Annotated in this window: 17 protein-coding genes; 14 read left to right on the plus strand and 3 right to left on the minus strand. The window is 74.4% G+C overall.

From position 1 onward, the window contains the following. The first annotated feature begins 633 nt into the window (after positions 1-633). The 8 genes from ACFVXH_RS32220 to ACFVXH_RS32255 all read left to right on the plus strand — a co-directional run bounded on the left by ACFVXH_RS32220 (position 634) and on the right by ACFVXH_RS32255 (position 11560). Positions 634-2760 (plus strand): glycogen debranching N-terminal domain-containing protein, encoded by a 2127-nt coding sequence (locus tag ACFVXH_RS32220; protein ID WP_387829469.1) that lies wholly within the window; start codon positions 634-636, stop codon positions 2758-2760. A 191-nt stretch (positions 2761-2951) separates the two neighbouring features. Beyond that, positions 2952-3710 carry an NUDIX domain-containing protein gene (locus ACFVXH_RS32225; RefSeq protein ID WP_387829428.1) on the plus strand — a complete coding sequence of 253 codons (759 nt, stop codon included), beginning with the start codon at positions 2952-2954 and terminating at the stop codon, positions 3708-3710. A 207-nt stretch (positions 3711-3917) separates the two neighbouring features. Further along, entirely contained in the window at positions 3918-4196 is a 279-nt protein-coding gene (locus tag ACFVXH_RS32230) for a hypothetical protein (protein ID WP_387829430.1), read from the plus strand. Between the two features lie 337 nt (positions 4197-4533). Further along, positions 4534-6165 (plus strand): ATP-binding cassette domain-containing protein, encoded by a 1632-nt coding sequence (locus ACFVXH_RS32235; protein WP_387829432.1) that lies wholly within the window; start codon positions 4534-4536, stop codon positions 6163-6165. Positions 6166-6168: 3 nt separating this feature from the next. Continuing rightward, positions 6169-7074 (plus strand): hypothetical protein, encoded by a 906-nt coding sequence (locus ACFVXH_RS32240; protein ID WP_387829434.1) that lies wholly within the window; start codon positions 6169-6171, stop codon positions 7072-7074. A 189-nt stretch (positions 7075-7263) separates the two neighbouring features. Further along, positions 7264-8196, plus strand: coding sequence for a FadR/GntR family transcriptional regulator (locus ACFVXH_RS32245; RefSeq protein WP_049650790.1), 933 nt, complete (start codon positions 7264-7266; stop codon positions 8194-8196). Between the two features lie 608 nt (positions 8197-8804). After that, positions 8805-10457: an RNA polymerase sigma factor gene (locus ACFVXH_RS32250; protein ID WP_074005670.1), complete on the plus strand. Its 1653-nt coding sequence runs from the start codon at positions 8805-8807 to the stop codon at positions 10455-10457. A gap of 302 nt (positions 10458-10759) precedes the next feature. Then, entirely contained in the window at positions 10760-11560 is an 801-nt protein-coding gene (locus ACFVXH_RS32255; RefSeq protein ID WP_049650795.1) for a trypsin-like serine protease, read from the plus strand. Between the two features lie 311 nt (positions 11561-11871). Here the strand turns inward: ACFVXH_RS32255 and ACFVXH_RS32260 are convergent, their stop codons facing one another. Further along, entirely contained in the window at positions 11872-12105 is a 234-nt protein-coding gene (locus ACFVXH_RS32260) for a hypothetical protein (RefSeq protein ID WP_049650788.1), read from the minus strand. 538 nt (positions 12106-12643) lie between these two features. Here ACFVXH_RS32260 and ACFVXH_RS32265 point away from each other — a divergent pair. The 6 genes from ACFVXH_RS32265 (at position 12644) to ACFVXH_RS32290 (ending at position 19839) form a co-directional block, all read left to right on the plus strand. Then, positions 12644-14755: a type IIA DNA topoisomerase subunit B gene (locus ACFVXH_RS32265; RefSeq protein WP_387829436.1), complete on the plus strand. Its 2112-nt coding sequence runs from the start codon at positions 12644-12646 to the stop codon at positions 14753-14755. 155 nt (positions 14756-14910) lie between these two features. Beyond that, complete coding sequence (locus ACFVXH_RS32270; protein ID WP_049650786.1) at positions 14911-15396, plus strand: CcdC protein domain-containing protein; 486 nt, start codon at positions 14911-14913, stop codon at positions 15394-15396. A 30-nt stretch (positions 15397-15426) separates the two neighbouring features. After that, the gene (locus ACFVXH_RS32275) at positions 15427-16602 is read left to right on the plus strand and encodes a sensor histidine kinase (protein WP_387829438.1); all 1176 of its coding nucleotides are present in this window, start codon (positions 15427-15429) and stop codon (positions 16600-16602) included. Continuing rightward, positions 16599-17291, plus strand: a complete 693-nt coding sequence (locus tag ACFVXH_RS32280; protein ID WP_049650785.1) for a response regulator transcription factor — start codon at positions 16599-16601, stop codon at positions 17289-17291. The genes ACFVXH_RS32275 and ACFVXH_RS32280 overlap by 4 nt, the downstream gene beginning before the upstream one ends. A gap of 320 nt (positions 17292-17611) precedes the next feature. Next, on the plus strand, positions 17612-18061 hold the full coding sequence (locus tag ACFVXH_RS32285; protein WP_181970691.1) for a DUF485 domain-containing protein: 450 nt from the start codon (positions 17612-17614) through the stop codon (positions 18059-18061). Next, positions 18058-19839 carry a cation acetate symporter gene (locus ACFVXH_RS32290; RefSeq protein WP_234348313.1) on the plus strand — a complete coding sequence of 594 codons (1782 nt, stop codon included), beginning with the start codon at positions 18058-18060 and terminating at the stop codon, positions 19837-19839. Before ACFVXH_RS32285 ends, ACFVXH_RS32290 begins: the two co-directional genes overlap by 4 nt. A gap of 95 nt (positions 19840-19934) precedes the next feature. Here ACFVXH_RS32290 and ACFVXH_RS32295 read toward each other — a convergent pair whose 3' ends face one another. After that, entirely contained in the window at positions 19935-20621 is a 687-nt protein-coding gene (locus ACFVXH_RS32295) for a response regulator (protein WP_387829441.1), read from the minus strand. Further along, on the minus strand, positions 20621-22216 hold the full coding sequence (locus ACFVXH_RS32300) for an ATP-binding protein (RefSeq protein WP_375876179.1): 1596 nt from the start codon (positions 22214-22216) through the stop codon (positions 20621-20623). Before ACFVXH_RS32300 ends, ACFVXH_RS32295 begins: the two co-directional genes overlap by 1 nt. Between the last annotated feature and the right edge of the window lie 191 nt (positions 22217-22407).

The following is a 22407-nucleotide window of genomic DNA, read 5'->3' on the forward strand; positions in this document are numbered from 1 at the left end:
GACCGGTCGGCCGACCCCGGCCGACGACCGCCCCGAGCGGGCCCGACGGAGGCCCGCAAGACGAGTGCCGGCCCCGGATCGCGAACGGTGACGCGCCCGCGCCGAGGCCCTGGTGACGTTCCGACGGAAGCTGTACGGCCGCCCGGCAGAACCGTCCCGACCAGCGGCGCAGCGGCGGGGCGTGACCTGGTGGCGGTGCGCGGCGTTCACTCCGGGGGTCTCCGCCCGGTTCGGGCGGGCCGATCACCGGGCGGTGCGGACCAGAGCGCCCGGACACCGGCAGCCGTCGGCGGCCGCGTGCGGCACCATGACCGGTGGCCACCAGGGGGCCGAGCGTCACGGCGGGTGCGGGCCGCGGGGGAAGGGCGTCACCGGCCGACCGGGCCGCCGGACCTGACGGCGTGCCGGGCCACGGCGAGGGGCCCCGGGAACGAAGGCGCGGCGCGCCGGTACCGGCCCGGTACCGAGCACCGCATGGCACGACCCGTCACCGGGTACGGCCAGAAACGGCACACCCGCCGACGGGACGGCCCCGTCGGCCCGGCATCATCAGCACGCGATCGAGCATGCTCGCGGCCCACCGGCCTGACCCGGCCACCGGACCGCCGAGGGGAGGAGAGTCCGGTGACCGCCATGAGGCCACCACAGGCCATGCCGGCCGAGAGCGTGGTCGGCGCGCCGCCCAGGCCGGTGGGCCGCCACGACCAGGCCCCGGCAGCCGGGCCCGCGGGCGCACCGCTCGGCCCGGGCCGAGTCGCGGCCCCACCGCGGCCGCAGCCGCCCGCCGTCCACCACGCGGTGATCTGCGTCAACGCCCCGGCGATGGCCGCCTCCGGCCCCGACGGCCAGCTGCGCGGCCACGGCCTGCACGGCTTCTACCGCAACGGCGTCCGGGTGCTCGCCCGGATGGAGCTGCGGCTGGGCGGCATGGAGCCGCTGCCGCTCCAGGGCACTCTGACCAGCACCGCCCAGGCCCGCTTCCTCGGCGCCGTCCGCATCCCCGGCGACCTCGACCCGGATCCGGCACTCACCGTCGAACGGCTGCGGCACGCGGACGGCGTGGAGACCGTGGTCGTGCGCAACACCGGTCCCCGGCCCGCCCGGCTGCCACTGGAGATAGCCCTCGGCACCGACCTCGGCCCGGTCGCCGAGATCGCGGCCGGGCACCGCCAGCCCGACCTGCCGGGGCAGGTGCAGTCCGCCGGACTGCGCTGGACGGGCCCGGTGCACAGCGCCGTGGTCAGCGCCCAGCCCTCCCCGCACGCCGTCCTGGCCGGCGCCGGCGTGCTCCGCTGGGACCTGGAGGTCCAGCCGGGCGCCCGCTGGTCGGTCGAGCTGCACACCGAGCTGGAGACCGCCGCCAGCGGCCCGCGCCCGCCGGGCGGCCGCGGCACCGGCGCGCCACTGCCCTGGTCCGAGCCGGAGGTCCGCAGCGACGACACCCGGGCCGCCCCACTGGTCTCCCGCTCGCTGGACGCCCTCGGCGGGCTGCTGTTCGCCGACCCGGACCGCCCGACCGACCTCTACCCGGCCTCCGGAGCGCCCTGGCGCTTCGGCCTCGCCCCGGCCGACGCGCTCTGGGCCGCCCGGCTGACCCTGCCGCTCGGCACCCGGCTGGCGGCCGGCACCCTCCGGGCGCTGGCCCGCCGCCAGCAACTCGCCCCCGCCCCGGGCCGTACCGAGGGCCTGCTGCCCGGCGCCCTGCGCCATGGCGGTCCCGAGCTGCCGCCCACCTGCACCGCCACCGAGGCCACCCTGCTGTTCGTCACCGTGCTGGCCGAGGCCTGGCGCTGGGGCCTGCCCCCGGCCGAGGTCGCCGAGCTGCTGCCGACCGCCGAGCGGGCCCTGGCCGCCCTGCGGGAGGGGCTGGTCGACGGCTTCGTCACCGACCTGAGCCGCCCGGCCGAGGAGCGCTCCGCCCATCCGGTCGCCGCCCGCGCCGAGGTCCAGGCGCAGGCCCACCGCGCCGCCCTGCACGGGGCCGAGCTGCTGGAGGCCTTCGGCCGACCGGGCGCCGAGGACTGGCGCGGCTGGGCCGCCGGGCTGCGCCGGCGCTTCCGCGAGCGGTTCTGGGTCGACGACCTCTCCGGCGGCCGCCCCGCGGCCGGGCTGGCCCCGGGCGGCCAGCCGCTGCCCGCCGTCGCCTCCTCCCTGGTGCACCTGCTGGACACCGGGCTCGCCGTCGACGGCGGCCGGCACGAGAGCCTGCTGGACCGCGAGCAGACCCGGCTGCTCGCCCAGCGTCTGGTCGCGCCGGAGCTGGACAGCGGCTGGGGCTTGCGCACCCTGAGCGCCAAGTCACTCCGCTTCAACCCGCTGGGCCACCGCGGCGGCGCGGTGCGGGTCCACGAGACGGCGCTGGCGGTCGCCGGCCTGGCCGAGGCCGGTCACGAGAACGAGGCCGGCACCCTGCTGGAGGGCCTGCTCGCCGCGAGCGCCCACTTCGAGGGGCGCCTGCCGGAGATGTACGCGGGGGAGCAGCGCACCCCCGGCTGCCCGCCGGTGCCGCACCCGGCCGCCTGCCGCCCGGCGGCGGTCTCCGCAGCCGGTGCCGTGCACGCGGTGTTCGCCCTCGCCGGGGTCCGGCCCGACGTCCCGGGCGGCCGGGTGCTGGTCCGCCCGGCCAGCACCGCACCGCTCGGCGAGCTGGAGCTGACCGGTCTGCGGGTGGCGGGCGAGCCCTTCTCCGTCCGGGTGAGCCGGATCGGCGTCGCGATGGTGGAGGAGGCGTCCGAGGACCTGCAACTCGTCGCCCGCTGAGCCCGCCGCCGCCCGCCACCGCCCGTCCGGGCCCGGTGTCGGTGACACCGGGTCACCGGCACCGGTCCCGTCCGCTCCCGGCCCGGCGCGGCCCGTACACGAACCGCGCCGGGTCGGGCGGGGGCCACCGGCCAGGAGCGGCCACGCACGGGCCTGTGCTTATCGTCAGAGAGACGACTATGATCGTCGCCATGTCGCGCTACGATCCGTCGGCCTTCCCCCCGTTCGCTGTCACGGTTGACCTCGTGGTGCTGACGGTGCGCGACCACTCGCTCTGCGCCCTGCTGGTCAGACGAGGCGAGCCGCCGTTCCAGGGGTACTGGGCGCTGCCCGGCGGCTTCGTCCGCCCGGACGAGGGCTTGGCCGAGGCCGCCTCCCGTGAGCTGGCCGAGGAGACCGGCCTGCGCGCCCACACCGCCCCCGGCCAGGACGCGGCCGGCCCCGGTGCGGCCGGCGCCCACCTCGAGCAGCTCGCCACCTACGGCCACCCGCAGCGCGACCCCCGGATGCGCGTGGTCAGCGTCGCCTACCTGGTGCTCGCCCCCGACCTGCCGACGCCCCGGGCCGGCGGCGACGCCAGCGGCGCCCGCTGGGCCCCGGTCGGCGAACTCCTCGGGGAGAACCCGGCCGATGGCGTCCCGCTCGCCTTCGACCACGGCCTGATCCTCGCCGACGGTGTGGAACGCGCCCGCTCCAAGATCGAGTACTCCTCCCTCGCCACCGCCTTCTGCCCGACCGAGTTCACCGTCGGTGAGCTGCGCCGGGTCTACGAGGCGGTCTGGGGCGTGGTGCTGGACCCGCGGAACTTCCACCGCAAGGTCACCGGTACCCCCGGCTTCCTGCTGCCCTCGGGTGGCACGACGACCCGTCAGGGCGGCCGTCCGGCCCAGCTGTTCACCGCCGGCGGTGCGACCGTCCTCAACCCGCCCATGCTCCGCCCGGAGTCCTGACCCCCGCGGGCCCTGTGCCCGGTCCTGTCCCCAGCCCTCCGCCAAGCCCTGCGTTCGGCCCGCCCGAACCCGGTACCGACCCGCCGTTCTGCGGTACCGGGCAGCCGAATGGCCTGGCCTGGCTGCGGACCCGGGGGCGTCGGCGCAGAGTGTCGGTGGACGCTCCGACCGCCCGGGCCGGAGGCCTCCGGCCCAGGGAGTCCCGCGATGGCCATCAAGGACTGCGCCAACCAGCGAATCCTCATCGAGGGGCTGGCGGCGGACTACCGGAGCCTGGACAGGACCACCACCGCAACGGAGAAGGAACTGGCCGAGCTGCAGGCCGAGCACGCGGCGCCCGAGTCGATCGCCGCCGTCGAGGAACGGCTGGCCGCCGAGCGGGAGCGGTTGGGCGAGATCGTGGTCGAGGGGCAGGCAGCCGTCGACGAGTTCCACGCGGAGTGCGGCGGTGAGCAGCTCCCGCCACCGCCCTGGCCTTCCCGGTAGGGGCCGCACCCCTCAGCGGACACGGAGCCCCGCCCGTCCGGCGCCACCGAAGCTGCCGACACCACCGGCACCACCGAGGCCACCGGAGCCACCGAAGTCACCGAAGCAACCGACTCCGCCGGGACCCGGAACGGACCGGTCGACCGTGAATCGCAGGATCGGATTGTCCCCTGATCGGGTGAGGTGGGCAGCCGGCGGGCCCGTGCCGTTCCCGTAATGCCCGGAATAGCCGTCGCCGCCCCCTAATGTGCTGGCGCGGAGCCGCGCGGGTGCATGCCCGCCCGTCAGGGGTGCTCCGCGTCGAACAGCTCGGCCGAGGGCACGGGAGCAGCCAGCGATGATCCAGATCACCGGACTGACCAAGGTCTACCGCAAGGGCGCTCCGCCCGCAGTGCTCGACCTGACCTTCGACGCCCGGCCCGGCACGGTGACCGCGCTGCTCGGCGCCGAGGGGGCGGGCAAGTCCACCGCCCTGCGGCTGATGCTCGAACTCGAACGCGGCCAGGGCGTCACGCTCTTCGACGGCCGCCGCTACCGTCGGCTGCGCCACCCCGAGCGCGAGGTGGGGGTGCTGCTGCCCGGCACCGGGGAGGCCGCGGTGGCCGGACATCCGGGCCGCAAGGCGCGCAGCCACCTGCGGATGCTCGCCGCGGCCGTCGGCGTCCCGGCCCGGCGGGCCGACGAACTGCTGGAGCAGACCCGGCTGGCCGCCGTCGCCGGGCAGCGGCTGCGCACCTTCTCGCCCGGCATGCACCGCCGCCTGGCCCTTGCCGCCGCCCTGCTCGGCGACCCCGGCGCGCTGCTGCTGGACGGGCCCGCCGACGGCCTGTCACCGCGCAACGTCGAGTGGTTCCACTCCTTCCTGCGCTCCTTCGGGGCCGCCGGCGGAACGGTCCTGGTGACCACCCGCACGCCGCAGGAGGCCTCGCAGCTCGCGGACCGGGTGGTCACCCTGGACCGCGGCCGACTGGTGGCCGACCAGCCGGTCGCGGAGTTCCGGCGGACCAGGCTCAGCCCCGAAGTGGCCGTCCGGGGGCCGCAGATGGCACGGCTGGCGGACCTGCTGGTCAGCCAGGGCGCGGACGTCCGACGGGACGGCAGCGTGGGCCTCGCGGTGGCCGGCATCGACCGCACCGAGATCGGCGAACTCGCCTACCGCCACGGGATCCTGTTGCACGAGTTGGCGGACCGGGTGGTCGAGCAGCCGGCGCCGCGGGTCGTCCTGCCGGCCGGCTCGGGCCGCTCCGGCCACCTCCGCCTCCACCCGGAACCCGGGGCGGGGCCGAGCCCGGAGCCGGCCGAGCAACCGAACCCGGAACCGAACCCGGCACCGAGCCCGGAACCGAAGTCGGAGCCAGGCCCGCAGTCGGCCGCCGAGCGGATCCCCGAGCCGGCCGCCGAGCCCACCCCGGTCGGAGCCGTGACGACTCCGGCCGAGCCGGCCACCGTCTTCGCCCCCGAAGCCTCCGTCCCCGGAGCCACCGCCTCCGTCCCCCGTGCCGCCACCGCCCCGAAGCACAACGCCCCCCGCCGCCGGGAGGACGGCTCCCTGCCCACCCGCGCCCTGCCCGCCGTGGCAATCGCCGCCGCGCTCCCCGCCGCCGCGCTCCCCGTCCTCGGTTCGGCGGGCCGCCGCCCCGGGCCCGTCGGCCGTCGCCCGGAGCCGACCGCGGAGGCCGGGTCCGACGCCCCCGCCAAGCCCGCCCCCGCGCCCACCGTCGCCGTCGACCGGCTCTTCCGCGACGACCCGGCCCCGGCCCTGCCGCAGCCGCCCGCCCGGGTCCGGCCGCCGGGCCGCCGGGTGAGCGCCGACGACCTGCTCACCGACGACACCGTCCGCCTCCGTCGCCCCGTCTCGGGCACGGGCGCCGTCCGGGTCTCCACCGCCCAGCCCCCCGCCGCCCCCACGGCCCCCGCCATCCCCGCAGCCCCCGCCCCCGCCACCCCCGACGACCACCGGAGCGAGTGAACCGTGCGTGTCCTGGCCTACGAGCTGCGCCGCCTGCGCGGCCTGCGTTCCACCTGGCTGCTGCTCGCCGCCGTGCTGCTCGGCGACGCCGTCGTGGCCGCCGTCCTGGCGGACCAGGCCCCGGACGGTCCACTGGCCGCTTCGGCCGGGGTGCGGCTGCTGACCGCCGCCGTCCCGTTGGTCCCGCTGCCCTTCGCGGCGCTCGGCGCCGGGGTGCTGGGCGCGCTCTCGTACGGGCACGAGGTGCGCCACCCGGGGCTGCCGGCCTCGCAGGTGTCGTACCCGCGCCGGGTGCGACTGCTGCTGGCCAAGCTGCTGGTGATCGGGCCGGTGGCGGCCCTGTTGGCGCTGACCACCCTGCTGCTCGACACGCTGGCCGTGCACCTCGCGCTGCCGGACGGCGTCACCGTGGCGGCTTGGGCGGACCCGGCCGCGCTGTCGGACCGGGTGTCCGCGGCGGTGACCGGCGCCGGGCTGTCCGGCCTGTCCGACCTGCCGGGCGTGTTCTCCCCGCTCGGCCTGACGGCCGGTCACGGGGTGCCCGCCGCCCTGCTGGCCTTCGTCCTGCTCACCGTGGTGGCGGCCTGGACCGGGGTGCTGACGGCCTCGCTGACCCGCAGCGCCGCGGCCGGGGTGCTGTTGCTGTGCGCACTGCCGCCGCTGCTGGAGTCCGGCGTCGCCCTGCTGCTGCGTCACACCGGCAGGCCGTGGCCGGTCCGGGCGGCCGAGCTGCTGCCGTTCCAGTCCGGGATCGAGTGGGCCTACGGCTGGGTGTACGGCGGTGCGCACGAGGCGGTGGCCGGGAGCGCGGCGCTGACCGATCCGGCGCTGCTCGCCGCGGTCGCGGCCCCCGCGGGGCTCCTGCTGCTCGCCGCCCTGCTGGTCCAGGCCCGCCGCCGCGCCCTGTAGGCCTGTGGCTGCGCATCGCGCAGGGCCTCCCGCACGGCGCCGCACCCGTGGGCGGCCCTGTCCGGTCCTGCGAAAGCCCCCGGGGTGCGGTCCTGCCCGTGGTTACCAAGATCGACCAGCAGTGACCGTAATGCGCGGTTCTTCCTGATAAGAAGTCAATTATCCAGTCACGGTCGATCACCCTTTCGTGTGCTTTTCACGAGAATTCTCAAGCCACGCCTGCGGATCGCCGACAAAGGAGGCGTGAGTACCCTTGCGCACCCCACCATGACCCCCGCCCGTTCCGCCGATGGGCCCATCCACGGTCCCGGCGACCTGGACCGCTTCTCGTACGCCGACCGGCCGACCCCGCCGGCGCCCCGCTGGGAGGGCGCCGAGTCCGACATCGGTCGGGTCGGCCGCAAGACCACCAGCAGCCGCGGCCGCGGTCTGCACGGCCAGCTGGTCCAGCAGCTCGGCCAGATGATCGTCTCCGGCGATCTCGGTGCCGACCGCCCGCTGGTGCCTGAGGAGATCGGCCAGCGGTTCGAGGTCTCCCGGACCGTCGTCCGCGAGTCGCTGCGCGTGCTGGAGGCCAAGGGCCTGGTCAGCGCCCGGCCGAACGTCGGCACCCGGGTCCGTCCGGTCGGCGACTGGAACCTGCTGGACCCGGACATCATCGAGTGGCGCGCCTTCGGTCCGCAGCGGGACGAGCAGCGCCGGGAGCTGTTCGAGCTCCGCTGGGCGATCGAGCCGCTGGCAGCCCGGCTCGCCGCCGGTCACGGCCGGGAGGACGTCCAGCAGCGCCTGGTCGAGCTGGTCGAGATCATGGGCCACGCCGCCTCCCAGGCCGACCTCTCCACGTACACCCGGGCCGACGCCGAGCTGCACGGCCTGATCCTCCAGATGGCCGGCAACCGGATGCTGGAGCACCTGTCCGGGATCGTCGCCTGCGCGCTGCAGGTCTCGGGCGGCCCGGCGATCTCCTGCGAGCGGCCCTCCGAGTCCTCGGTCGGTCTGCACGCCCGGCTGGTGGACGCGCTGGGTGCCGGTGACGGCACCGCGGGCGAGGTCGCGATGCGGGCGCTGCTCACCGTCCATCCCGAGGTCGAGCCGTCCGTCCCCGCGCCCAGGGAGCACTGAACGGGCTGTTTCCACGAGCGGAGGCGCCGGCTGGCGGCGGTCCGCTCCGCCAGGGCCCTCCGGTCGCATCGTGCGGCGCAGCCGGGGGGCCTCCGCATGCCGTCACCCCTCGGGTCGACCGGAGCCGGGAGAACGTGGGGAACGCCGGGGGCGGGAGAAGGACGGGGAAGCCGGGGGAAGCCGGAGCCGGGAGAGCCGGGGAGAAGCCGGGCCTGCCGGTCGCGCCCGGGAGGGGTTACCGGGCCCGGGAAGGCGGCCCGGCGAAAGGCGAGTCCATTTCACAGCTTGTCCATGACAACAGTTCACCCCGCGAGTGCGCGATGATGGAAGCGGCCCCGGGTTGCGGGCGCCGGGTCGGTGTGACCCGCGACACGAAGGCCATGCGTAACACTTGACGAGTAGCAGCGATGTGTCCTGAGCGGAAGCAGCTCCGGAATACTCCAACATGTCAGAATGCTGTGTTGGTCCGCGGCGCTGCTGCCGTCCTGCAAACCCAGTCCTCAAGCCCGAGTCGGTCGGAATCGACACCGCGCGTCCGACGCGCGATCTCCTTCCCCGCCCGCTCGGGCGGCCGGTACGGGTTCGAGATCCACTCATCGTCCGAGAGGTTGTTCGTGTCGGCCAGCACATCCCGTTCGCTTCCCCCCGAGATCGCCGAGTCCGCGGCTCTGCTGGCGCTCATCGAGCGGGGCAAGGCCCAGGGGCAGATCGCCGGTGACGACGTGCGCCAGGCGTTCGAGGCGGACCAGATCCCGGTCACCAAGTGGAAGAACGTCATGCGCAGCCTCAACCAGGTGCTGATTGAGGAGGGGGTGGACCTCATGGTCAGCGCGGCCGAACCGGCCGGCGCCAAGCGCAAGAGCGTTGCTGCCAAGAGCCCCACCAAGCGCACCGCCACCAAGGCTGTCACCACCCGGACCCCGGCCGCCTCGTCGGCCCCGACCAAGCCGCCCGTGCGGATCGCCCCCGGCGCTCCCGTCGCGGCTCCGGCCGTCGCGGCCGCCACGGCCCCGGCTCCCACCGTCTCCGCCGAGATCACCGCCGAGGGGAGGACCGCGGTCGGCTCCGAGCTGAAGGCGGCTCCCGCGAAGAAGGCCGCGCCGGCCAAGAAGGCCGCGGCCAAGAAGACCGCCGCGCCGGCCAAGAAGACCGCCGCCAAGAAGACCGCCGCCGGCAAGACCGCCAAGGGCGACGAGGAGCTGCTCGGCGAGGAGGAGCTGCTCGAGGACGTCGCGCTGCCCGGCGACAAGACCGAGGCCGAGGGCACCGCTCCGGAGGAGGAGTCGGAGGGCTTCGTCCTCTCCGACGACGACGAGGACGACGCGCCGGCCCAGCAGGTCGCCGTCGCCGGTGCCACCGCCGACCCGGTCAAGGACTACCTGAAGCAGATCGGCAAGGTCCCGCTGCTCAACGCCGAGCAGGAGGTCGAGCTCGCCAAGCGCATCGAGGCCGGCCTGTTCGCCGAGGACAAGCTCTCGGCCGCCGACAAGCTCGCCCCGAAGCTCAAGCGCGAGCTGGAGATCATCGCCGAGGACGGCCGCCGGGCCAAGAACCACCTGCTGGAGGCCAACCTCCGCCTCGTGGTCTCGCTGGCCAAGCGCTACACCGGTCGCGGCATGCTCTTCCTGGACCTGATCCAGGAGGGCAACCTCGGTCTGATCCGTGCGGTCGAGAAGTTCGACTACACCAAGGGCTACAAGTTCTCGACCTACGCCACCTGGTGGATCCGCCAGGCGATCACCCGCGCCATGGCCGACCAGGCCCGCACCATCCGCATCCCGGTGCACATGGTCGAGGTCATCAACAAGCTGGCCCGTGTCCAGCGCCAGATGCTCCAGGACCTGGGCCGCGAGCCCACCCCGGAGGAGCTGGCCAAGGAACTCGACATGACCCCCGAGAAGGTCATCGAGGTCCAGAAGTACGGCCGTGAGCCGATCTCGCTGCACACCCCGCTGGGCGAGGACGGCGACAGCGAGTTCGGTGACCTGATCGAGGACTCCGAGGCGGTCGTCCCGGCCGACGCGGTCTCCTTCACCCTGCTCCAGGAGCAGCTGCACTCGGTGCTGGACACCCTGTCCGAGCGCGAGGCGGGCGTGGTCTCGATGCGCTTCGGCCTGACCGACGGCCAGCCGAAGACGCTGGACGAGATCGGCAAGGTGTACGGGGTCACCCGTGAGCGCATCCGCCAGATCGAGTCGAAGACCATGTCGAAGCTGCGCCACCCGTCGCGCTCCCAGGTGCTGCGCGACTACCTGGACTGATTCGACGGCAGTCGTTCCACGCGAAGGCCCGGAGCCGCACGGCTCCGGGCCTTCGCGGCTGTCCGGGCCCGGGCGCGTCAGCGTACGGGTGGTGGTTGTCCCTCGTCCGGGTGGCGGCGCGGCGGGAAGCGGTCGCACCGTGTAGCCGGTCACCTACGCTGTGCCGGTTGCCCGCTTCCGAGCCTCCTGGAGTCACGGTGCCGACCGAGCCGGACCGCACAGACCTGCCGACGCCCGCCCCGTTCCCGGCGGACCCCTCCGACCCGGCCGCCGACCGGGCGGGCCGCCGCCGCAGGGCCGCCGTGCTGGCGCTGCTCGCCGCCGTTCCCGTCCCGCTGGTCGCCCTCGGTACCGCGGCGCCGGCCGAGGCACAGCGCCGGGTGGTCGGCGGCAGCGCGGTGAGCACCGCGGACCACCCGTGGATCGTGGCGCTGTCCAGCCGCCAGCAGTTCGGCAGCGGCCGTTCCGGCCAGTTCTGCGGGGGTGCGCTGGTCACCCCGACCAAGGTGGTGACGGCCGCGCACTGCTTCTACGACGAGGCCAGGGGCCGGGTGGACCGGCCGGGCCTGAAGGTGATCGTCGGCCGGGACGACATGCGCGGCACGTCCGGCCGGGAGGTGGCGGTGCGGTCGGTCTGGATCCACCCCGACTACTCCTTCGCCGCCAACATGAACGATGTCGCGGTGCTCACCCTCGCGGAGTCCCAGGGCGCCCTGCCGGTGGTCGAGCTGGTCGGCCAGGGCGAGACCGAACCGTACGCGGCCGGGACCACGACCCAGGTGTACGGCTGGGGTGACACCACGGGGCGGGGCGACTACTCGCCCGTGCTGCGCGGGGTGTCCGTGCCGGTCGTGCCGGACCAGGTCTGTGCGCAGGCCTATCCGGGCGGGCAGGACGGGAGGTTCGACGCCCGGGGCATGGTCTGCGCGGGCGAGGAGAGGGGCGGCAAGGATGCCTGCCAGGGCGACAGCGGCGGCCCGATGATCGTCGACGGCCGGCTGGTGGGCCTGGTGTCCTGGGGGACGGGCTGCGCCGAGGCGGCCCACCCGGGCGTCTACACCAGGGTGTCCTCGGTCGCGGACGCGGTGCGCTCGGTGCTGTGACCACCCGCGACCACCGGCGACCACCGGTGAACGCCCGCGAACGCCGGTGGCAGCCGCGGACGAGGCGCCTCCGGTGCCGCGGTCGTCGCGGCGGGTGAGCGGCCGATCACGTACCGGCACCGGTTTCTGACGCCGCGTCGGACGCCGCCGGAGCCACGGCCCGGGGCAACGGCGGGGGTCAGGAGGGCGGCCCGGGGTACAGCAGAGCCGGGCGACCGGCCCCCGAAGGGGTCCGTCGCCCGGCTCACCGGTCGCGCGTAGTGCGCGACCGGACACAGCTCGAGGCCGGCTGCTGTTGGTGGCGCCCTGTATCAGCGCTCGTCGTCGGTGGCCGTCACGGTGGTCGCGGTGGTGAGACGGCCGCTCTCGTCCTGTATCTCCACGGCGATCTTCTTGAGCTCGGGCTCGAACTTCCGGCCGTGGTGGGCGCAGAAGAGCAGCTCTCCGCCGCTGGCGAGTACGACGCGCAGGTAGGCCTGGGCGCCGCAGCGGTCGCAGCGGTCAGCCGCGGTGAGCGGGCTCGCAGGGGTCAGAACAGTAGTCACGTCGCCTCTTCTCTAGCTCGACGAGCTGTCGTACCAGGGTCAACATCCAACCAGGCCGAAAACGTTCCCGCTCGTGGCTTTTCTTCTCTGAGGATTCTGCTGTGTTGATGAGGACGTGCCCCGGGCGCCGGTGGTTCATGCGTGCCGGATTCCGGGATCCGCCCTTCGCTCGAACGCCCGATCGGGATCGGGTGCGAGGTCCGCGTAGCATAATCCTCTGCCGGGTTGGAGCATAAGCCCCGTCCCGGGCCCCGGTAGCCTGCATAACGGCAGTTCCGGAGCCTGCGCCGGGCCCCACGATCCGCCAGGACCGGTGGTACCGGGAGGAGATGGCGCCCCCGGGGCCCACACCCGGGTGCGGTGCTTGTTCGCGCAGCGCGTACAAGCTGCGCGGGGCCGGTCCGTCGTGCTGTGCACCCGGCGCACGGGTTCGGGCACGCAGGGCGACGGGTGTCGGTGCGGCGTGCTGCACTGGCGTTTGGTCCGGATGCGTCCGGATGTGACCGATGAGACAGATCTTCACCGAGGAGAGTGCCGCGTGAGTGCCGAAACGACCGTGCCGTCCGCGCTGCTGGCCGGCGACGACGGTTCCAACTACACCGCGCGGCACCTGCTCGTCCTGGAGGGCCTGGAGGCGGTCCGCAAGCGCCCCGGCATGTACATCGGCTCGACCGACAGCCGCGGTCTGATGCACTGCCTCTGGGAGATCATCGACAACTCCGTCGACGAGGCGCTCGGCGGCTACTGCGACCGCATCGACGTCGTGCTGCACCCCGACTCCTCGGTCGAGGTCCGGGACAACGGGCGCGGCATCCCGGTCGACGTCGAGCCCAAGACCGGGCTGTCCGGCGTCGAGGTCGTGATGACCAAGCTGCACGCCGGCGGCAAGTTCGGCGGCGGCTCCTACGCGGCCTCCGGCGGTCTGCACGGCGTCGGCGCCTCGGTCGTCAACGCGCTCTCCGCCCGCCTCGACGTCGAGGTCGACCGCAGCGGGCACACCCACGCGATCAGCTTCCGCCGCGGCACCCCCGGCATCTTCACCGAGACCAGCCCGGACGCGCCCTTCGAGGCCGGCAACGGCCTGACCAGGACCCGCAAGGTGCCGAAGACCCGCACCGGCACCCGGATCCGCTACTGGGCCGACCGGCAGATCTTCCTCAAGGACGCCAAGCTCTCCCTGGAGACGCTGCACAGCCGCGCCCGGCAGACCGCCTTCCTGGTCCCCGGCCTGACCATCGTGGTGCGTGACGAGCGGCTCACCGAGAGCGAGCAGATCGACGAGACGGTCTTCCGCTACGACGGCGGCATCGCCGAGTTCTGCGAGTTCCTGGCCCCCGACAAGCCGGTCTGCGACGTGCTGCGGCTGCGCGGCGAGGGCACCTTCAAGGAGACCGTGCCGGTCCTGGACGACCTCGGCCACATGACCCCCACCGAGGTCACCCGCCACCTCGGCGTGGACATCGCGCTGCGCTGGGGCGCCGGCTACGACACCACCCTGCGCTCCTTCGTCAACATCATCGCCACCCCCAAGGGCGGCACCCACATCACCGGCTTCGAGCGCTCGCTGGCCAAGACGGTCAACGAGGCGCTGCGCGCGAGCAAGCTGCTGCGCGTCGCCGAGGACGACATCACCAAGGACGACGCCACCGAGGGCCTCACCGCCGTCGTCACCGTCCGGCTCGCCGAGCCGCAGTTCGAGGGCCAGACCAAGGAGGTGCTCGGCACGTCGGCGGCCAACCGGATCGTCGCCGCCGTCGTCGCCAAGGAGCTCAAGGCCTTCCTCGCCTCGGCCAAGAAGGACCAGAAGCTCCAGGCCCGGGCCGTGCTGGACAAGGTCGTCGCGGCCGCCCGCACCCGGGTCGCCGCCCGGCAGCACAAGGAGGCCCAGCGCCGCAAGACCGCGCTGGAGACCAGCTCGCTGCCCGCCAAGCTGGCCGACTGCCGCAGCGACGACGTCGACCGCAGCGAACTGTTCATCGTCGAGGGGGACTCCGCGCTCGGCACCGCCAAGCTCGCCCGCAACTCCGAGTTCCAGGCGCTGCTGCCGATCCGCGGCAAGATCCTCAACGTGCAGAAGGCGTCCGTGAGCGACATGCTCAAGAACGCCGAGTGCGCCGCGATCATCCAGGTGATAGGGGCCGGCTCCGGCCGCACCTTCGACATCGACCAGGCCCGCTACGGCCGGGTCATCTTCATGGCCGACGCCGACGTCGACGGCTCGCACATCCGCACCCTGCTGCTCACCCTCTTCCACCGCTACATGCGGCCGATGGTCGAGCAGGGCCGGGTCTTCGCCGCCGTGCCGCCGCTGCACCGGATCGAGCTCACCAGCCCCAAGCGCGGCCAGGAGAAGTACCACTACACCTACTCCGACGCCGAACTGCGCTCCACGCTGCTGGAGTTCCAGCGCAAGAACCAGCGCTGGAAGGAGCCGGTGCAGCGCTACAAGGGCCTCGGCGAGATGGACGCCGACCAGCTGGCCGAGACCACCATGGACCCGCGCCACCGCACGCTGCGCCGGATCAACCTGGGCGACCTGGAGCAGGCCGAGCGGATCTTCGACCTGCTGATGGGCAACGACGTCGCCCCGCGCAAGGAGTTCATCGTGGATTCGGCGGCCACCCTGGACCGCTCCCGCATCGACGCCTGATCCCGGCCGGACGCGAGGGCCCTCCACCCACGGGTGGAGGGCCCTCGCGCCGCCGGTTCCACCCGTGCTCCACCCCGGCTCCGATCAGCGGGAAGCGGCGGATCCGTAGCGTCGGAGAGGTCAGCAAGAAGCCTCTCCTCGGGACGGAGAATCCGATGAGTTCCATCGCCAACATCCTCGTGGTCATCGCGGTGGTGGTCCTGGTGGTCCAGCGCCAGATGCGCGTCCAGCGGCTGGACACCGAGCGCCGGTTCTGGCTGCTGCCGCTGGTCCTGGGCGCGCTCGCGCTGCGCGACCCGCAGCTCGTCGACCACCAGCACACCGCGGTCTCCGCCACGCTGCTGGTCGCCGGCCTCGTCGCCGTGCTCGCGATGGGCACGGTCTGGGGCTGGACCGTACGGATCTGGCGGGCCCCCGACGGCGGCGTCCTGGTCAAGGGCACCAAGGCCACCGTGGCCGCCTGGTGCGGGATGATCGCCATCCGGATCGGCCTGTACGCGGTCGGCTCGGCCCTGCACGTCCACCAGGCGGGCAGCACACTGCTGCTGGGCATGGCGGTCCTGCTGCTGGTCCGCTCCGTCGTGGTGAACTGGAGGGCCCGCACGCTGGAGCCCGCGCGGACCGCCGCCGGACTGCGCTGACCCGCCGCCGTGAGCATCGAGGAGGCCCCCGTGGCCGGGTGGTACTGGACCCGCTGGCCGTCCCGGGAAGGGATCGGCCGCGAGGACGAGAGCCGGCCGCGGCGGGTCCTCACCGTGTTCGGCCGGACCGTCCTGGTGGTCGTCGTCGGCTGGGGGACCTTCTCCGGGGGCCGGTACGCCGGCTGGGCCGCGGCCGCCGCGGCGGCCGGGCTGGCCGCGGCCTTCGCCCTCAGCGCGGGGTACCTGCGGGCCACCCGGGAGCAGCGCCCGGCGGCCTCGTACCTGCTGGCCGCCGGCCTGGTCGGCGCGGGCTGGCTCGCCAACCAGGGGCTGGCCTACACGCTGGCCGACTTCCTCTGGATCGGGCTGGCCGTGACGGCCCTGATCCGGCTGCCGCCCGCGCCCGCGCTGTGCGCCGCGGCGGTCGCGCTGGGCTCGTACACGGCGGCCTCCCCGGCGAGCTGGCTCAGCATCGCCGCCACCATCGGAGGGTCCGTCCTGGTCGGCTTCCTGCTGCGGCTGGACATCGAGGCGCGCGGCACCGCCCGCCTGCTGCTCGCCCAGGAGCGGGCCGCCCGGGCCGCCGAGGCGGAGAGCGCGGCGCTCGCCGAACGGGCCAGGATCGCCCGGGAGATCCACGACGTGCTCGCCCACAGCCTCTCCGCGCAGCTCGTCCACCTGGAGGCGGCCCGGCTGATGCTGGACGCCGGGACGGACCGCGAGCAGGTCCGCGAACGGGTCGTCGCCGCCCGGCGGATGGCGCAGGACGGGCTGGCCGAGACCCGGCAGGCGCTGTCCGCGCTGCGCGGGGAGTTCACCCCGGTCGGGGAGTTCCTGGTGGAGCTGACCGGACGGGAGCGGGCCGCCCTCACCGTCACCGGCACGCCCCGGCCGCTCGCCGCCGAGGCCGCCCTCGCGGTGCGGCGCACCGCGCAGGAGGCGGTGACCAACGTCCGCAAGCACGCGTCCGGCGCCCGCTGCGCCGTCGAACTGCGCTACCTGGACGGCGCGGTGGAGCTGGAGGTGCGCAACACCCGGCCGCCGCGCGGCCCGTCCGCGGCCGAGCCGGCGTCGGGGGAGCTGGCGGCCAGCGGCAGCGGGTACGGTCTGCTGGGGATGCGCGAACGCGCGGAACTGCTCGGCGGCACGCTGCTGGCGGGCCCGGAGGACGGAGGGTGGCGCGTGCTGCTGCGGGTGCCGGCATGACGGAACCGGCGATCAGGGTGCTGGTCGCCGACGACCAGACGGTGGTGCGCGAGGGCATCGTGATGCTGCTGGGGCTGCTGCCCGGCATCGAGGTGGTCGGTGCGGCGGGGGACGGGGAGGAGGCCGTCGCCCTGGTGGAGCGTCATCACCCGGACGTGGTGCTGATGGATCTGCGGATGCCGCGCTGCGACGGCGTCGAGGCGACGAGGCGGATCCGCACGGCGCACCCGGAGACCGAGGTGGTGGTGCTCACCACCTACGCCGACGACGAATCGCTGTTCCCGGCGCTCCAGGCCGGGGCGCGCGGCTACCTCACCAAGGACGCCGGCGGCGAGGAGATCGCCCGGGCCATCGCGGACGTCCGCTCGGGCGCCGCCGGACTCTCCCCGCAGATCCAACTCCGGTTGCTGGAAAGGCTTTCGGAGCAGCCCGGCGGCTCCGGGCCGGCCGCCGGGCCGCCGGTCGGCCGGCCGGGGGAGCTGCCCGACGGGCTGACCGTCCGGGAGGCCGAGGTGCTGGCGCTGATCGCCCAGGGGCTGTCCAACGCGGAGATCGCCCAACGGCTGTTCGTCAGCCAGGCCACCGTGAAGACCCACATCAACAATCTGTTCGCCAAGACCGCGGTACGGGACCGGGCTCAGGCGGTCGCCTACGCCTTCCGACACGGAATCACCGGGACGCAGCAGTAGTCCGATGAGTGTCTGTCGGATGATCGATCACCTCATCGAGTGAACGTATCTGCGATGGTCAGAGGCGTTGTCCTAGGGCCGCCATCATGGTTCGGGTCAGAACATCCGGCCGTCCAGGAGCATCAGTGCCACAGCAGCAGACGAGCAGCCCCGGCCAGGGGCAGCGATTCGACTGGTGGGCCGCTCCGGCCGCCGGCACCCCCGTTGAGCCCGCCGAGCCATCGGCTGCGCACCGCCGGTCGGCGGTACCGGCGCAGTCGGGCCCCATCCGTACGGAGCACACCCGTCCGGACCGGTCGGCAGAGGCAGTCGGCGAGCCTGTGGCCGTCGGCGCACCGATCCACGGGCCCGCCGTCGAGCCGTTCGCCCAGAGCACCCCCGTCGACCAAGCGGCCCCGGCCGCACCGCACGCACCCCTCGGGTCCCTCGCGCCACGGGACGAGGAACCGGTCGCCGACCGGACCGAGGTCTACCGGGAGGTCCAGGCCAGCGCGGCCTTCCGGCAGATCCGCCGCAGCTACCGGACCTTCGTCTTCCCCATCACCGGCGGCTTCCTCGCCTGGTACCTGCTGTACGTCGCCGCCCAGGCCGGTGCCCCCGACCTGATGCGCCGCGCGGTGGCCGGCCCGCTCAACGTGGCCTGGCTGCTGGGACTTCTGCAGTTCGCCTCGACCTTCCTGCTCGCCTGGCTCTACGCCCGTAACGCCCGGACCAAGCGCGACCGCGCCGCCCTGGGTCTGCGCTGGGACACCCAGGACCAGCTGCGATGACGACCCTGATGGCCACCGTGCCCACCGACGCGGCCGTGGCCGCCGTGAGGACCGCCGCGCGGACCGTGGTGTCGACCGCCACCCCGCCCCCGGTCGCCCCCACCGGCGACCACCACTCGCTCGCCATCGCGCTGTTCGCCGTCGTCGTCCTGGTCACCCTGGGGGTCACCCTCTGGGTCGGCCGCCAGGGCAACGCCGCCGAGGACTTCTTCGCCGGCGGCCGCGACTTCACCCCGCTGCAGAACGGCTTCGCGCTCTCCGGCGACTACCTGTCCGCGGCCTCCTTCCTGGGCGTCGCCGGGCTGATCGCGCTCTACGGCTACGACGGCGTGCTCTACAGCATCGGCTTCCTGGTCGCCTGGCTGGTCGTGCTGATGCTGGTCGCCGAACTCGTCCGCAACGCCGGCCGGTACACCCTCGCCGACGTGCTCGCGCTGCGGCTGCGCCGCCGCAAGGTGCGCGCCGCGGCCGGCGGCGCCAGCGTCGTGGTCACCCTGCTCTACCTGGTGGCCCAGATGGTCGGCGCCGGTTCGCTGGTCGCCCTGCTGCTCGGCACCGGCAGCCCGCACGCCCGCACCTGGACCATCATCGCGGTCGGCGCCCTGATGATCGTCTACGTCACCATCGGCGGGATGCGGGCCACCACCTGGATCCAGATCATCAAGGCCTTCCTGCTGACCGGCGGTTCGGTGCTGCTGACGGTGCTGCTGGTGGTCCGCTTCCACGGGGACCTCGGCGAGCTGATGCGCCAGGCCGCCGACCACAGCGGTGCCGGGCACCGCTACCTGGAGCCCGGGCTCAAGTACGGCGGCAGCCTCACCAGCCGGCTGGACTTCGTCAGCCTCGGCCTCGCCCTGGTGCTCGGCACCGCGGGCCTGCCGCACATCCTGTCCCGCTTCTACACCGTGCCCACCGCGCGGGCCGCCCGCCGCTCCACGATGTGGGCGATCGGCCTGGTCGGCAGCTTCTACCTGATGGCCATCGTGCTCGGCCTCGGCGCCACCGCGCTGATCGGCTCGGCCGAGGTGCGGCACGCCAACTCGGCCGGGAACACCGCCGTTCCGCTGCTCGCCCTGGTGCTCGGCGGCGGCAACGGCAGCACCGGCGGGGTGGTGCTGTTCGCCCTGATCTCGGCGATCGCCTTCGCCACCATCCTCGCCGTGGTCGCCGGGCTCACCCTGGCCTCCTCGGCGGCCTTCGCCCACGACGTCTGGGCCGGCGCCTGGCGCGCCCGGCCCGCCCGCGAGCAGGCGAAGAACGGTCGCGGCCGTCGTCGTCGGGGCGAGACCGTCCCGGCCTCCCGGTCGGAGGAGTCGGTGTCCGGGATCAGCGAGCAGCAGGAGGTGGTGGTCGCCCGGTTCGCCGCCGCCGGGATCGGTGCGACGGCGATCGTGATCAGCCTCTTCGCCCAGCAGCTGAACGTCGCCTTCCTGGTCGGCCTGGCCTTCGCCGTCGCGGCCTCGTCGAACCTGCCGGTGCTGCTGTACAGCCTGTTCTGGTCGCGGTTCACCGCCCGCGGCGCGGTCTGGGCGGTGTACGGCGGGCTGGTCCCGGCGATCGTGCTGGTGTTCTTCTCACCGGTGGTGTCCGGCTCCCACGAGGCGCTCTTCCCCGGCCTCGACTTCCACTGGTTCCCGCTGGAGAACCCGGGCCTCGTCTCCATCCCGCTCGGCTTCCTCGCCGGGTGGCTCGGGACGGTCACCTCGTCCGAGCCCGCCGACCCGGACCGGTTCGCCGAGCTGGAGGTACGTGCTCTCACCGGTGCGGGCGCGGCCTGAGCCGTCGCGCCCGGGGAACCCCGGCGGGCCTGGGGCCGCCGGGGTTCCCCCCTGTCCGGGCCCGGTCCGGCGGTCATCGGCCCCGACCGGAACGGCTACGCCCGGGCCACCAGGCCGTAGCGGTGCTCCGGGCGGCCGGTGTCGCCGTACCGCAGGGTCAGCCGCAGCCGGCTGTCCCGCTCCAGCTGCTTGAGGTAGCGCTGCGCGGTGGAGCGGCTCAGCCCGGTGGCATCGGCGACCTCCTGGGCGGAGAGCGGCCGGCCGGCCCGGCGCAGGACGCCCATCACCAGGTCGGTGGTGGGCGCCGAGTGGCCCTTGGGAAGCGGCCCGGCCGGGGCGGCGGCGCTGCGCAGGGTCGCGAACAGCCGGTCCACCTCGTCCTGGCCGGCCTCCCGGGCCGGCGCGGCGAGCGCGTGCCGCAGCTGCGCGTACGCCACCAGCTTCTCCCGCAGCCCGGCGAAGGTGAACGGCTTGACCAGGTACTGGAGCGCGCCGTGCTGCATCGCGGCGTGCACCGTCGACACGTCCCGGGCGGCCGTCACCATCATCACGTCGCAGGCCACCTGGCGTTCCCGCAGCCGGCGCACCAGGGCCAGGCCGGTCTCGTCCGGCAGGTGGTGGTCGAGCAGCAGCAGGTCCACCGGTCGGCGCTCCAGGGCGGCCAGTGCCTCCCCGGCCGAGTGCGCGGTGCCGGTCACCCGGAAGCCGGGGACCTTGGCCACGTAGGCGGCGTGCACGTCCGCGACCCGGAAGTCGTCGTCCACCACGAGTACGTCGATCATCACGCCTCCACGAGCTGGGTGGTGAGCAGGGCCTCGGGCAGCTCGACGGTGAACCGGGCGCCGCCGAGCGGCCCGGTGTCGAGCACGATCCGGCCGCCGGTCCGTTCGACCAGCCGCCGCACCATCGCCAGCCCCAGCCCGCGCGGACGGTGCGCGGGCGCGTCCTTGCTGCTCCACCCCTCTTCGAAGACCTGCTCGCGCAGCTCCTCCGGCACGCCCGGGCCGCTGTCCGCGACCTGCAGCAGCAGCGTCGGGCCGGCCGCCGCCAGGCTCACCTCCACCCGGCCCCCGCCGCCCGCGGCCAGCGCGTCCACCGCGTTGTCGATCAGGTTGCCGAGCACCGTCACCAGCGCCCGGGCGTCCACCACGGCGTCCGGCAGGTGCGCCGCCGGGGCCAGCGCCAGCCGCACCCCGCGCTCGCCCGCCACCGCGCTCTTGCCCGCCAGCAGCGCCGCCACGTGCGGGTCCTGCACCTGCTCGGCGATCCGGGCCGCGACCACCGCGTGCGAGCCGGACTGCTCCGAGATGAACGCCACCGCCTGTTCGTGGCGGCCCAGTTCCAGCAGGCCCAGCAGGGTGTGCATCCGGTTGGCGTGTTCGTGGTCCTGGGCCCGCAGCGCCTCGGTCAGGCTGCGGGTGGTGTCCAGCTCGCGGACCAGCGACTCCAGCTCGGTGCGGTCCCGCAGGGTCACCACGGCGCCGCCCTCGGGCGTGGCCGTCCGGTTGACCACCAGCACCCGGTCGTCCCGGACGGCCGGCAGGTCGGCGCCGGCGATCCGCCCGGCGAGCACGTCCGCCAGCCGGCCCGGCGGCAGCACCGCGCCGATCGGGCGGCCGGCGCAGTCCTCGGGCAGGCCGAGCAGCCGGAACGCCTCGTCGTTGGCCAGCCGGATCCGGCCGTGCTCGTCCAGCGCCACCATGCCCTCGCGGATGCCGTGCAGCATCGCCTCCCGCTCCACCAGCAGCGCGGAGATGTCGGCCAGCGCGATGTTGTGGGTGCGGCGCTTGAGGCGGCGGGCCAGGAGGAGGGTGGCGAGCGTCCCGGCGGCGAGGCCGGCGGCCGCGCACAGCAGGATCCCGGTGAGCATCTTCAGCAGCCGGCGGCGGATCGAGTCGTCGCTGATGCCGACCGAGACCTCGCCGACGATCCGGCCGTCCGCCATCCGCAGCGGCACCTTGCCCCGGGCGGTGCGGCCCAGGGTGCCCTGCTGGATGGCGGTGACGCTGCGGCCGCTGAGGGCGGGCTCCGGGTCGGTGCTGACCCGCTGGCCGATCCGGCCCGGGTCGGTGTGCGAGAGCCGGATGCCGTCCAGGTCGGTGACCACGACGAAGCTGGCGCCGGTGGCCAGCCGGATCTGCTCGGCGTTGCGCTGCGCGGCCACCACGTCGCGGCCGGCGGCGGCCCGGGCGATGTTCTCGTCGGTGGCGGTGGCCTGGGCGATCGACAGCGCCCGCTGCATCGCGTCGTGGTCCAGCTCGCTGCTGACCGGGGCCAGGAACAGCCCGGCGGTCACGGCGGTGACACCGACGGTGACGACGGTCTGGCTCAGCAGCAGTTGGGCGAAGACCCGGCGGGGCCGGCGGGCGAGCTTCATCCGGGCCTCCTCTCGGCGGCTGCGGGGGAATCGGATGTCCGGGAGCGGGGATGGGAGCGGGGGCGGGGTGGGGGCGCCTCCGGTGGGGTGGGTCGGGACACCCTATGTTTCCGCGCTGTTTCTGTCAGCCGCGTCCCCGCAGTTGTAGCGCAAGCAAAACGAGCAGAACACCCCTCTATGCGGAGAAGTCG

Source organism: Kitasatospora sp. NPDC058184 (assembly GCF_042883725.1).
Classification (GTDB): Bacteria; Actinomycetota; Actinomycetes; order Streptomycetales; family Streptomycetaceae; genus Kitasatospora.

What these genes read in the sequence shown, in the direction of transcription:
- ACFVXH_RS32230 (WP_387829430.1), top strand. Translation starts at nt 3,918, where the DNA reads ATGGCCATCAAGGACTGCGCCAACCAGCGAATCCTCATCGAGGGGCTG.
- ACFVXH_RS32220 (WP_387829469.1), top strand. Translation starts at nt 634, where the DNA reads ATGAGGCCACCACAGGCCATGCCGGCCGAGAGCGTGGTCGGCGCGCCG.
- ACFVXH_RS32270 (WP_049650786.1), top strand. Translation starts at nt 14,911, where the DNA reads ATGAGTTCCATCGCCAACATCCTCGTGGTCATCGCGGTGGTGGTCCTG.
- ACFVXH_RS32295 (WP_387829441.1), bottom strand. Translation starts at nt 20,621, where the DNA reads ATGATCGACGTACTCGTGGTGGACGACGACTTCCGGGTCGCGGACGTG.
- ACFVXH_RS32300 (WP_375876179.1), bottom strand. Translation starts at nt 22,216, where the DNA reads ATGAAGCTCGCCCGCCGGCCCCGCCGGGTCTTCGCCCAACTGCTGCTG.
- ACFVXH_RS32280 (WP_049650785.1), top strand. Translation starts at nt 16,599, where the DNA reads ATGACGGAACCGGCGATCAGGGTGCTGGTCGCCGACGACCAGACGGTG.
- ACFVXH_RS32235 (WP_387829432.1), top strand. Translation starts at nt 4,534, where the DNA reads ATGATCCAGATCACCGGACTGACCAAGGTCTACCGCAAGGGCGCTCCG.
- ACFVXH_RS32225 (WP_387829428.1), top strand. Translation starts at nt 2,952, where the DNA reads ATGTCGCGCTACGATCCGTCGGCCTTCCCCCCGTTCGCTGTCACGGTT.
- ACFVXH_RS32290 (WP_234348313.1), top strand. Translation starts at nt 18,058, where the DNA reads ATGACGACCCTGATGGCCACCGTGCCCACCGACGCGGCCGTGGCCGCC.